An 11,552-nucleotide genomic window follows, 5' to 3' on the forward strand; every position below is an offset into this window, starting at 1 on the left:
GACCGCGGCCAGCGGCGGTGGAGCACGCGCCAGCGCGCCGCCACCGACCGCGCCGACGGGCGTCGCGAAGTTCGAGGACGCGGCACCCGGCAGCGGGGAGGGCCTGACCATCGGCTTCACCCAGCTCAACCTCTCGGTCGGATTCCCGCAGGACGTCCAGCGCAGCGTCGAGGAGCAGGCGAAGAAGGCCGGCGCCAAGCTGATCACCTGCGACTCCAAGGCCGACGCGGCCGTGGCCCTGGACTGCGCCAAGCAGTTCAAGACCCAGGGCGTCAAGGGCCTGATCACCTTTCAGGCCGACGCCAACGCGGCTCCGCGCATCTGCGAGGCTGGTCCGTCGGTGCCGGTGATGGCCGTGGACATCGAGCAGAAGCCGTGCCAGACGACCTTCGTGGGCGCCGCCAACGAGTATGCCGGGCAGCTCGTCGGCTACAACGTCGGCCTCTACTTCGCCAAGCAGAACGACTGCAATTACGACGCGTTCGTCTCGCTGGAGTCCAAGGCCGTGGGCCAGGTCAACGAGCTGCGGATGGGCGGCATACGCAAGGGCTTCGAGAGCGTCTGCGGCGCCATCAGGAATCTGCGCACACTCGACACCGGGCCGGGCGGCCTGAGCGAGCCGGCGCAGCGGCTGATGACCGACACGCTGACCGCCCTGCCGGGCGCCAAGCACGTAATCGTCGTGGGCATCAACGAGGACGTCATCATCGGCGCGCTGGCCGCCGCCCGCGTCCAGAACCGGATGGACGACCTGTACCTGGGCGTGCAGAACCTCAACCCGAAGAACTGCGTCATCTACACCGCCCCGCACTGGCTCGGCAGCGTCGCCTACTTCCCGGAGAAGTACGGCCAGATCCTCGTGCCGAACCTGATCAAGGCGATGAAGGGCGAGAAGTTGCCGGCTGAGCTCCTGGTGCCCCACGAGTTCGTCACCAAGGAGACGGTCAAGCAGTACTACCCCGCGTACGCCTGCTAGGAGCGCCCTGATGCCCTTTCTGAACGCACTCGGCATCACCAAGTCCTTCGGCCCCGTCAAGGTGCTGGACGGCATCGACTTCACCGCCGAGGCCGGTTCGGTGGTGGCCCTGCTGGGTGAGAACGGCGCCGGCAAGAGCACGTTCGTCAAGATCCTTGCCGGTGACCACGACGCCGACGGCGGTGAGATCCTGGTCGGCGGCCAGCGCAGCCGGTTCGGCTCCGTGGCCGATGCCCGCGCCGCGGGCATCCGGCTGATCTCGCAGGAGATCGCCGACGCCGGCACCCTGACCGTGGCCGAGAACGTCGTGCTCGGCGCCTGGCCCCGGCGCCTGGGCGTGGTGAGCCGGAAGGAGATGCGCCGTCGCGCCGCCGAGTCGCTGGCCAGGCTGCGTGCGGAGATCCCGCTGAACCGCCTGGTCAGCCGACTGCGGCTGGGTGAGCGGCAGATGGTCGAGATCGCCCGCGCCCTGGCCGGGGAGAGCCAGTGCCTGCTGTTCGACGAGCCGACGGCGGCGCTGTCCGACGTCGAGGCCGGGCGGCTGTTCGAGCTGATCGCCGACCTGCGCGAGGCCGGCGTAGCGATCGTCTACATCACGCACCGGCTCGACGAAGTCTTCCGCATCGCCGACCGTGCCTGCGTGCTGCGCGACGGCCGTATCTCGCTCGACAGGCCGGTCGCCGAGGTCAAGACGACCGATCTGGTGGAAGCCATGGTGGGCAGGGCCGTCGCCGACCGGTTCGTCGAGCCGGCCGACGGTCCGGCTCAGCGCGCCGAGGCGGTGCTGACCCTGCACGAGGCGTCCGGGGACAACTTCGCCGGCGTGTCGCTGTCGGCCGCGCCGGGCACCGTGTTCGGCCTGTACGGCAAGGTCGGCTCCGGCGTCTCCGAGGTGGCCGAGACGCTGTTCGGCGTGCGCAGGCTCGCCGGCGGCGAGCTCCGTCTCGACGGCAGGGCCATCCACCTGCGCACGCCGGCGGACGCGATACGCACCGGCATCGGATTCCTGCCCCCTGACCGGCAGGGGCAGGCCGTGCTGCTCGGCCGGCCAGTGGCCGAGAACCTGGCCGCCCCGAGCTGGCGGCGGCTGGCCGGGCGCGGTGGCCTGATGACGCGGGCGCGGGAGGCCCGGGCCTACCGGCGCTGGCACGACGCGCTCTCCGTCCGCTCACGCGACGACCCCGATCAGAGCATCGGCACCCTGTCGGGCGGCAACCAGCAGAAGGTCCTGCTCGCCCGCTGGCTGGAGTGCGGCTCCCGCGTGCTGGTGCTGTCGGAACCCACCCGCGGCGTCGACGTCGGCGCCCGGCAGGAGATCTACCAGGCGATCCGCCGCCTCGCCGCGGACGGCACCGCCATCGTCGTCGCGTCCTCCGACTACGAGGACATCGTCGCGATCGCAGATCAGGCAGCCGTCATGGTACGCGGCCGCGTCGTGGCCGTGCTCGACGGCGCCGACATCACCACCGACCAACTCACCGAATCCGCAGGAGGAGCTCTCAGTGTCCGATAGTGCCGTCACGCCTGGACCCGCGGCGGTGGCCGCGGGCGGGCCTCCGGCGCCGGAACCGCCGGTCGGCCGGGTTTCCACGCTGGCCAGGATCCCCAACAGCGCCGCGCTCGTGGTCTTCCTGATCCTGGAGATCGTCTTCTTCGCCGCCAACTCCCCGTACTTCCTCAACTGGGACAACGCGACGAACATCCTGACGGCCATCTCGATTACCGGCGTGCTCGCGGCTGGCGCAACCCTGCTGCTCGTCTCTGGGCAGTTCGACCTGTCCGTTGGCAGCGGCGTCGGTTTCGTCGGATTGCTGCTGGTCGAGCTCCAACCCCATCTCGGTACGGCACAGGCCGTCCTCGTCGCGGTCGCCGGTGGCATCGCCATCGGGTTGCTCAACGGATTCCTGGTCAACGTGCTCGGCATCAACGCGCTGATCACGACACTCGGCACGCTGGCGATCTTCCGGGGGTTCACGCTCGCTGTGGGCGAGGGGCAGAACATCGCGGTGAACGGCTTCGACTGGGCCATCGCTCGGCCCTTCCTCGACGTCCCGGTACCGGCCCTGGTGTTCGTCGCCGTGGCCGTCGTCTTCGCGCTGATCATGAGCTTCACCGTCTACGGGCGGGAGATGTACGCCATCGGCGCCAACTCCAACGCCGCGCGGCTGGTCGGTATCCGCGTCAAGCGCAACCTGTTCCTGGCCTTCGTCATCTCCGGGCTCTGCATGGCGCTGGCCGGGCTGCTCAACACCTCGCTCATCGGCTCCTCCTCCGGCACCACGGGCACCGGGCTGGAACTGGCCGCGGTCACTGCGGTGATCCTCGGCGGCACCAGTCTCCAAGGGGGCACTGGCGGAGTGTTCGGCACGATCATCGGCCTGCTCATCGTGGGCGTGCTCAGCAACGGCCTCACGCTGATGAACGTCGACTCCTCCTGGCAGCAGGTCGCCACCGGCTCGCTGCTCATCCTCGCGGTCGCGTTCGACCGGCTCCGCGCCAACCTGCTGAGCGGCCTGCGATGAGCGCCGCGACCTACACCGTCCGACGGAATGCCGACGTACCGATGAGCGACGGTGTCCGGCTCCGTGCCGACATCTGGCTCCCCGACCGCGACGGCCCCGTTCCCGTACTGCTGGAGCGGATGCCCTACGACAAGTCGTCCTCGTTCATGGCACAGCACATCGTCGGGCTGGAGATCGTGCGCGCGCTCGACGCCGGTTTCGCCGTCGTCGTGCAGGACACGCGCGGCCGATACGCCTCGGAAGGCGACTTCGACCCATTCACGCACGAGGCCACCGACGGCGGCGACACCGTCGCCTGGCTCCTGGAGCAGGACTTCTGTAACGGCGAGGTGTTCATGTACGGCGCCTCCTACATCGGCGCCACCCAGTTGCTGGCCGCCTCGGCCGCGCCCAAGGGCCTGCGCGCCATCGCACCCCAGCTGACCACCTCCGACTACTACGAGAGCTGGACGTACCGCGGCGGGGCGCTGCAGCTCGGGTTCGTCCTGCTGTGGATCATCGAGTCATTGGCGCCGCCCGACCTGGACCGCCGGGCACCGGACGAGGCGCTCGGTGCCCTGCTGGCGGAACTGAACGAGAACCCGTGGCGCGCCCTGGACCTGGTGCCCTCGCGGCGGGCGGAGCTCGAAGCGCTCGCGCCCTACCTGCGGGACTGGCTGGCGCACCCGTCCCGCGACGGCTTCTGGGCGGCCATCGACCCCTCCCGCGCCTTCGGCCGGATGGACGTCGCCGGGCTGCACATCGGCGGCTGGCACGACATCTTCCTCGACGGCACCCTGCGCAACTACCGCGGGCTCACCGAGCACGCGGCGACCGAGGAGGCGCGAGGCCGCCAGTACCTCGTCGTCGGCCCCTGGTCGCACGGCAACCTCAGCGGGTGGCAGGGCGACGGCTGGCACGGATACGACGCGGACTCCGGTGCCCTCGACCTGACCGCGACGCACCTGGAGTTCTTCTCCGCGATCGCTGCCGGACGCGAGCCGGACCTGCCGAAGGCGCGGATCTTCTTCACCGGCGCCGACACTTGGCACGACCTGCCGTCCTGGCCACCGCCCGACACCACGCCGACCTCCTGGGCCCTTCGCGCGGACGGCAGCCTGACCCAGGGCGCGGCTGGCGAGCAGGCGACGCTCACCTACCGGTCGGATCCGGCGAACCCGGTACCGACCGCCGGCGGGGCGACGTTCCTGCCCGGGCTGCTCGTCGCCCGCAACTCCGGACCCAAGGACCAGGCCGCGATCGAGGCACGCGACGACGTGCTCGTGCTGACCTCGGCGCCGCTGGAGACCGGCCTGACCATCGCGGGCGAGGTGGTCCTGCACCTGGAGGCGGCCTCCTCGGCCGAGGACTGCGACTGGACGGCCCGCCTCACCGAGGTCGACGCGGCAGGCCGATCGGTCGGGCTGGTCGATGGCATCCTGCGAGCGCGCTACCGGCACGGCGGCGACGCCGTCGCGCTGGTACCCGGGCGGCGGGAGTCCTACCGGCTGCCGCTGGGCTCGATCGCCCACGTGGTACCGGCAGGGCACCGGCTCCGCCTGCAGATCGCCTCGTCCAACTATCCCCGCTTCGATCGCAACCCGCAGGCGATGGCCGACCCCGCCGAGGCGACCGGGGACGACTTCGTCGTCGCCCACCAGACCGTTTTCGTCGGCGTCGGCGGCACGCACCTCGTAATCCCGATCGCACCGGACCTGCCGGAGGGCTAGACCAGTTACCTAGCGACGCGTTTGATCAGGCCGCCGGTGAACCCCGTGGAGACCGGCGCGTCCAGCAGCACGCCCTGTAGTGCTTCAAAACTCGCATGTACAGCCTGAGCTGGGGTTTCCCCGCCCGGCTTATGCGGCTCGGCGGTACTCGTTGATCGCGCCACCGAGCACTTTGCGGCGTTCGATCCGGCCTTCCATCGGCACCGCCACCTGTTCGCCTTGATCAGGTGGTCGTTGCCCTCGCGCCTGGTGAGGCCGGTGGCCGTTGTAGTGACCGACGTACTCGTCCAGGACCGCGCGCAAGTGACGTTCACCGTAGATCAGCATGCGGTCGCTACATTCGGCGCGCACCGTACGGATCCACCGCTCGGCATAGCAATTCGCCCGAGGTGTTCGCGGTGGCGTCTTCAGCACCATGATGCCCGCGGCGGCAAAGATCTCATCAAAGACGGCGTTGGCGTCACGATCGCGGATGAGGAAGCGGAACAATGCTGCTTGCTCGCCGAGGTCGATCAGGAGATTGCGCGCTTGCTGAGCGGTCCAGGCGCCGGTCGGGTGGGAGGTCACGCCCAGGATGTGCACGCGCCGCGTACGAACCTCCATCACGAACAAACACGTACAAGCGCTTCAGAAAGATCTATCAACATGGAAGAAATCGCAGGCGAGAAGCCCCTTGGCCTGGGCGCGTAGGAAGGCCCGCCAGGAAGTATCGAGATTTCGGGGCGCCGGGCCGACGCGGCGTGAGCGCAGCACGCGCCGCACGGTCGCCTCGCTGATCTGGTAGCCGAGCCGCAGCAGTTCTCCATGCACCCGGCGGTAGCCCCACGCAGGATTCTCCCGCGACAGACGGATGATCAAGTCCCGGATCTCCCGACTCGTCCTTGGACGCCCGGGCCGCTGCGGATAGGTCCAGGCCCGGCGAAGTAGGCGACGATGCCAAGCCAGCAAGGTCGCCGGAGTGACCAGCCGATGAGCGCGCAGCACGCTCGGTAACCACCGGGCCAACGCCGCGAGAATGGCTCGGTCGGCCCAGTCCGGCTTCGGGTGCGTGACCTGACGCTGCAGCACCGCCATCTCGTGACGCAGCACCATGATCTCGACGTTCTTCGATGCTTGGCTGCGGCCCAGCAAGATCAGCCAGCCGAACACCCGGACCGTGATCAGGTAGAGCAGGCGAACAAGGCACAAGGTGTGATCTTGTCCGCGCTGACGGACTCAGTCAAACCACAGCTCAGAGGGTCACAACGGCGTTTTGACGCGGTACAGGAGGGTTGGATGCCATCGTCTGCTTGCGTCCCGCCGCTCCCGTTCGCCAGCGCCGGGGCGCATCTACTGAGCGGACTCAGCACAGTCTGCTGCGCCGGCATGCGCACCCGTTGAGGTTGCGCACTGCCCGACGTCTCACGTCAGGGCGCCACGCCATGAACGACCTGGATCGGTTTTCGACTAGGAGGTCATGCGAGCCTGGCGCCACATGGTGAGGCCGAGGGCGATGCTCCACAGGGGCATGACGATGGAGGCGAGGAGTCCGTACAGCAGGACGCCGGGGAAGAGCTCAGGCTGGAACAGCAGCGCGACGGCCGCCGCGAAGCTCAGCGCGCCGGAGAGCAGGCCGACCCAGGTCAGCCAGGACGGGTAGCCGTCGCGGCGCAGGGCGGGTGAGAGCAACATCAGCGGGACGGCCCACAGGATGGCGATCGAGACGAGTGAGGTGCCGCGCAGCATGGCGAAAGCGGTTTGTGCGGCGTGTTCGAGCTGGGGCTGGTCGGCCGGCGCGGCACTGGCGTAGGCATGGGCGAGGTCCTGGCCGGTGACGCCGTCGATGGTGAAGTCGGTGATGAAGACGGCCGCGCCGATGAGGGCGGCGGCCCGCGCCAGGCGGCCGAGCGCGGCCGCAGTGGGGTGGGTGAGCGTGTCGGTCAGGTTGACAATGCCGGCGGTCCACAGCAGGACACCGAACACCGTGGCGAGGTGGACACCGGCGTAGAACGGGTGGTGATTGATGAAGTGCAGCGCCGCCCCGGCGTCGGCGGCGGGCAGGTCGCCGTGGGCGAACCGGAAGACGGCGATCATCAGCGCACCGGCGATCATGGCGAGGCCACCGAGCCGGAGAGTGGGCTGGCGGTTCTGGAGCAGGGCCGTCGAGGTCATCGTGGGTCGCCTCCTGGCGAGGGGGTCGGGATCCGATGCCAGCAGCTTGACGGCCGGGGTCTCATCACGTCGCCGGTCCGTGGGCGGCTTTCCAGCTGCGTGCCTCGCCGTACGGGGGAGCGTCCGCGTACGTAGCCGGACGTAGGCGTCAGCCGGAGTGTCCGGGGCGTACCAAGCCGGCCTCGTAGGCGAAGACGACCAGCTGTGCGCGGTCGCGAGCGGTGAGTTTGACCATGGCCCGGGAGACATGGGTACGGGCGGTGGCCGGGCTGATCACCAGTTGCTCGGCGATCTCGTCGTTGGACAGGCCACGGCCGACGAGTGCGACGATCTCCCGTTCTCTGTCGGTGAGGAGCGGCAGGGCTCGCGCGGCCGGTCCGGCCGGCGAGGGGCCTGCCGCGAACGCCGCGACCAGGCGGCGTGCCGCTTGCGGGGCCAGCAGGCTGTTTCCGGCCGCGGCCACCCGGATCCCGCGCAACAGCTCGGTCGGTTCGGCGTCTTTGAGCAGGAATCCGGCGGCGCCGGCCCTGATGGCCTCGAAGACCAGTTCGTCCTCGTCGTAGGTGGTGAGTACGAGCACCCGCACCCCGGACAGATCCGGATCCGCCGCGATTGCCCGCGTGGCCTGCAGCCCGTCCATCACCGGCATCCGGATGTCCATCACGATCACGTCAGGCCGCTGGGTACGGGCGGCGGCCAGCGCCTGCCAGCCGTCCCCGGCCTCGGCGACCACTTCCAGGTCCGGCTCGGACGCCAGCAGCGCGCGCAGCCCGGCCCGGATCATGACCTGATCGTCGGCGAGCACCACCCGCAGCACGCTCACTCCGCCCCTCCCAGCGGCAGGCGGGCATGGAGGGCGAATCCGACACCGGTCTCCGCCCCTGCACGCATCTCGCCGCCTACCGCACTCACACGCTCGGCCATTCCCCGCAAGCCGTGACCAGGAGGGCCCACCGGTCCCAAGGCGGCCACGCCGTCGTCCGTCACATCGATCTCCAGCCAATCGCCGACGCCCCTGAGATGTACCCGCGCGTGAACACCGTCCCCGGCGTGACGCATCACGTTGGTCAACGCCTCCTGCACCACCCGATAGGCGGTGGAGCCGATCACGTCGGGAACCGCCAGGCCGTCCACGGCGATGTCCGCATCGACACTCAGGCCGCCCGCCCGTGCGCTCGCCAGCAACTCCTCCAGATCGGCGACACCCGGCGCCGCCTCCTCGCCCGGCTGCCGGACCACGGCCAGGGCGGCCCGGGCCTGTGCCAGAGCGTCGGTGCTGATCTGACGGATCCCGCGCAGTGCTTCCCGCGCCTGCTCCGGCTGCTGGTCCACCAGGTGCAGCCCGACACCGGCCTGCAGGCTGATCGAGGCCAGGCTGTGAGACAGCACGTCGTGCAACTCCCGTGCGATCCGCAGCCGTTCCCGTACGACCCGAGCCTCGGCCTCCTGCTCGGCAAGTCGCCGGCGGGTGTGCGCCCATCGTGCGGCGACCACCGCCACGACCGTCCACACTCCTGCCACCGCCAGCATCCTGCCCAGATGCCAGCCTTCTGGTGGCCCTGTGGCGACCGCGATCACCCCACCGCCGACCGCAGCGAGCGGAACCCACACTCTCGCCCTGCTGACCTGCGAGACGAGGACGCCCAGCCCGGCGAACGCGCCCAGGTACACCGGCCAACCGGCGAACCGCATCCCCAGAAAGGCCGCCGCTGCACCCACCGCGAGCGAGAACGACAGCAACGGGGCCACCCGCCGCGCGGCAAGAGCGGACCCGGACAGCACCAGCAGCGCCGCCCCGAGCGCTGTCATCGGCCGGGCCTCCGGTTGGACAACGCGAGCCTCGGCCGAGACCGCGACCATGAACGCCGACAGCATCACCGCCGCGGTCACGTCCAACCCGGGCAGGGCACGCATGAGCAGCAGACCACTCTGCGGGCCTAACCGTTCACTTCCGGAGGCACGATCAGCAGGCTTGGTCACGCAGAGCCTCCTTCTACGCCGCCCACGTTCGCGCCATCATTCCGCTTCTTGAGCGCCGGTGGATGCTCTGTCCAGCCCGGTGAGCCGGGCCAGAACGGCGAAGCCGTCGTCGGTGCCGGGCCAGTGTCTGTGACATGCGCGCGGCGCGCCGCCCGTCGGCGTGCTCTTCGTACTGGTGCCGGATGCCGGGCGCAGCGAGTTCCAGCATGACACCGATATCGCTGAACGGTTGGATGCGCGCTACCGGATAGCGGCTCAGGATTTTCTCCCCACCGGCGCCCTCCGCGACGTTCGGCATGGGCTCGTGGCGGTCCTCGCTGGGGGCGTCGGCCACGGTGAACGACTCGCCCGCCTCTTGCGGGCCAGTAACGGCGTCGTTGCCGCAGCGGTGGTCGCCGTCACGCAACGGCGGAAGAAATCGATGTCGAACACTGAATCTCCTTGCGCGACAGGGTGCTTTGCGGTCGCCTGCTTCCGGATCATGGAACCGGAGGAATGACCTGGCGGCGATGACCTCTCCATGATCATCCATATCGCCGATTTCTGCACCTAGCCTTCTCGAATGCTGGGCTCTCGGGACCACCTGAAGCTGCTACATGATCACGCAGGCGGGCGACCTGCTTCCGCTACGGGGTCGCCAGGGCGGTCGTCCAGCACCGCGCCGCCTGGGAGTTCGTTCCTCGACACTACGGACGCCGCCGGGCGAAGATCAGAAGAGTTCGGTTTGCCTTTCTACGGGAGGAAGAAGTGAGCGAGTACCCCCAGGATCGCCTGTACGCCGCTGACCTGCACATGTGGGGTAACGGGGAGTGGCTCAAGCGCAACAGGAAGCTGCAGGAGCCCGGTGACCGGGTGAGGGTCGGCTTCACCACCTTCTTCACAGGTCAGATCCCCGACAGAGGGCTGCAGGTGCAGCTGCCTGAGGTAGGTAGCTACGTCGAGCTGGGTGACTACTTCGGTCGGGTCAGTTGGAGTCAGGAGGGGGATGCTGATTCTGACGAGGAATGGGAGGACGGGGATGCTGCTCCTGACGAGGATTGGAGCGATTTCTGCGCACCAGTCGAGGCGAAAGTCGTCGCCGTCAACACCGAGCTCGCCAACACTCCGGAGCTACTCATCAGCGACCCCTACGGCGAGGGCTGGCTCTTTGAGATGGAGATCCATGACCACAAACCCAAGTCCGAATTCAACTGGGACGCGGACGGTTACGCCGAGTTCATCGCCCAGGACAACGACTAGACCGGCAATCGCCGGGGGTAGCCCACCAATATGAGCTTCTAGGGGATGGCGCCTGTCCCGTCGCCATCGATGTGACACACCGATCGAGACGGGACAGCTGGCGGGAGGAACTCCCCGACCGTCACCATGATCGCGTTGGCGGGGCCCTCGCTGCGATGCCGCGCGTTGTCCCCGGCCTGCGCCGAACTGGGTGACCTCTTGGGCGAGGGTGTCGGTGATGCCTTCCAGGGTGTGTTTGCTGCCTTCGTAGAACGCCAGTCCGGGGAAGGTGGTATGCCCGCCCATCGAGGTGATGACGAAGATGTGGCCGCCACGCCGTTCCCGCATGCCGGGTAGGACCGCTTTCACGGTCGCTACCGTGCCGAATACGTGAACCGGCGAAGCCAAGCGGATGTTTGAAACGATTGTTTGCAGCGCTGGTAAGATCGCCCGCATGGGAGTCCCTGAGGATTTGCTGGCCGCGGCCAAGCAGTGCCTGTCCGAGCGCGGATACGCACGCACGACGGTCCGCGACATCGTCGCCGTCTCCGGCAGCAACCTCGCCGCGATCAATTATCACTTCCGCTCTAAGGACGCCCTGCTCACCCAGGCGATGATCGAGACGACCGGGGAAGCGGTCAGGGAGATCCTCAAGTCGTTCCCCAGCGATTCCCAGGAGTGGTTCGAAGCGTTCTGGACGGAATTGATCGAATCCTTCCGGACCAATCCGATGGTGTGGCAGGCCAACGTCGACACGCTGGCGCAGGCGGCCCATCTTCCCGAAGTGCGCTCCCATCTGGCGGAGGGGCAGGCGCTTGCCCAGAGGGAGCTGGGCAAGCGGCTACCACAGGAGGACAAGGCGGGTGCGCAGGTGTTGCTGACGCTGCTCATCGGCCTGCTGGTGCGGTGGCGCATTGATCCGGACAACGCCCCGACGGCTCACGACCTCACGGTCGGTATCCGGTCGGTCGCCGAGGCGGCCACCACCTGAGGGCC

Annotated in this window: 12 protein-coding genes and 1 pseudogene; 6 read left to right on the forward strand and 7 right to left on the reverse strand. The window is 68.7% G+C overall.

What is annotated here, in order from left to right; all coding sequences use genetic code 11:
• From ABZ297_RS24185 to ABZ297_RS24200, 4 genes are all read left to right on the forward strand, one after another.
• Positions 1–976: sugar ABC transporter substrate-binding protein (locus ABZ297_RS24185; RefSeq protein WP_355350203.1), on the forward strand; the 976-nt coding region annotated here is incomplete at its 5' end.
• Positions 977–986: 10 nt separating this feature from the next.
• Positions 987–2,489: a sugar ABC transporter ATP-binding protein gene (locus tag ABZ297_RS24190; protein ID WP_355350206.1), complete on the forward strand. Its 1,503-nt coding sequence runs from the start codon at positions 987–989 to the stop codon at positions 2,487–2,489.
• On the forward strand, positions 2,479–3,498 hold the full coding sequence (locus ABZ297_RS24195) for an ABC transporter permease (protein WP_355350209.1): 1,020 nt from the start codon (positions 2,479–2,481) through the stop codon (positions 3,496–3,498). The genes ABZ297_RS24190 and ABZ297_RS24195 overlap by 11 nt, the downstream gene beginning before the upstream one ends.
• Before the next feature lie 41 nt (positions 3,499–3,539).
• Entirely contained in the window at positions 3,540–5,207 is a 1,668-nt protein-coding gene (locus ABZ297_RS24200) for a CocE/NonD family hydrolase (RefSeq protein WP_355350212.1), read from the forward strand.
• A gap of 129 nt (positions 5,208–5,336) precedes the next feature.
• On the opposite strand, the gene ABZ297_RS24205 is transcribed toward ABZ297_RS24200, so the two are convergent.
• From ABZ297_RS24205 to ABZ297_RS24230, 6 genes are all read right to left on the reverse strand, one after another.
• A complete protein-coding gene (locus tag ABZ297_RS24205; protein WP_355350215.1) occupies positions 5,337–5,789 on the reverse strand; it encodes an integrase core domain-containing protein in 453 nt (150 codons plus the stop codon).
• A 45-nt stretch (positions 5,790–5,834) separates the two neighbouring features.
• Positions 5,835–6,395 carry a helix-turn-helix domain-containing protein gene (locus ABZ297_RS24210; RefSeq protein ID WP_355350218.1) on the reverse strand — a complete coding sequence of 187 codons (561 nt, stop codon included), beginning with the start codon at positions 6,393–6,395 and terminating at the stop codon, positions 5,835–5,837.
• A gap of 258 nt (positions 6,396–6,653) precedes the next feature.
• The gene (locus tag ABZ297_RS24215; protein ID WP_355350221.1) at positions 6,654–7,358 is read right to left on the reverse strand and encodes a hypothetical protein; all 705 of its coding nucleotides are present in this window, start codon (positions 7,356–7,358) and stop codon (positions 6,654–6,656) included.
• 148 nt (positions 7,359–7,506) lie between these two features.
• Positions 7,507–8,175, reverse strand: coding sequence for a response regulator transcription factor (locus tag ABZ297_RS24220; protein ID WP_355350342.1), 669 nt, complete (start codon positions 8,173–8,175; stop codon positions 7,507–7,509).
• A gap of 2 nt (positions 8,176–8,177) precedes the next feature.
• Positions 8,178–9,338 carry a histidine kinase gene (locus ABZ297_RS24225; RefSeq protein ID WP_355350224.1) on the reverse strand — a complete coding sequence of 387 codons (1,161 nt, stop codon included), beginning with the start codon at positions 9,336–9,338 and terminating at the stop codon, positions 8,178–8,180.
• A 13-nt stretch (positions 9,339–9,351) separates the two neighbouring features.
• Entirely contained in the window at positions 9,352–9,744 is a 393-nt protein-coding gene (locus ABZ297_RS24230) for a hypothetical protein (RefSeq protein ID WP_355350227.1), read from the reverse strand.
• A 341-nt stretch (positions 9,745–10,085) separates the two neighbouring features.
• Here ABZ297_RS24230 and ABZ297_RS24235 point away from each other — a divergent pair, with 341 nt between their 5' ends.
• Entirely contained in the window at positions 10,086–10,577 is a 492-nt protein-coding gene (locus ABZ297_RS24235) for a hypothetical protein (RefSeq protein WP_355350230.1), read from the forward strand.
• 198 nt (positions 10,578–10,775) lie between these two features.
• Here the strand turns inward: ABZ297_RS24235 and ABZ297_RS24240 are convergent.
• Positions 10,776–11,093, reverse strand: a pseudogene (locus ABZ297_RS24240) (SDR family NAD(P)-dependent oxidoreductase); the annotation flags it as partial.
• On the opposite strand from ABZ297_RS24240, the gene ABZ297_RS24245 reads away from it, so the two are divergent.
• Complete coding sequence (locus tag ABZ297_RS24245) at positions 11,011–11,547, forward strand: helix-turn-helix domain-containing protein (RefSeq protein ID WP_355350233.1); 537 nt, start codon at positions 11,011–11,013, stop codon at positions 11,545–11,547. The pseudogene ABZ297_RS24240 and the gene ABZ297_RS24245 overlap by 83 nt on opposite strands.
• The last annotated feature ends 5 nt before the right edge of the window (positions 11,548–11,552 follow it).

Source organism: Nonomuraea sp. NPDC005983, assembly GCF_040614375.1.
Classification (GTDB): domain Bacteria; phylum Actinomycetota; class Actinomycetes; order Streptosporangiales; family Streptosporangiaceae; genus Nonomuraea.

Excerpts from the sequence above, each read along its gene's own strand:
- ABZ297_RS24190 (WP_355350206.1), top strand. The coding sequence starts at position 987 with ATGCCCTTTCTGAACGCACTCGGCATCACCAAGTCCTTCGGCCCCGTC.
- ABZ297_RS24200 (WP_355350212.1), top strand. The coding sequence starts at position 3,540 with ATGAGCGACGGTGTCCGGCTCCGTGCCGACATCTGGCTCCCCGACCGC.
- ABZ297_RS24215 (WP_355350221.1), bottom strand. The coding sequence starts at position 7,358 with ATGACCTCGACGGCCCTGCTCCAGAACCGCCAGCCCACTCTCCGGCTC.
- ABZ297_RS24245 (WP_355350233.1), top strand. The coding sequence starts at position 11,011 with ATGGGAGTCCCTGAGGATTTGCTGGCCGCGGCCAAGCAGTGCCTGTCC.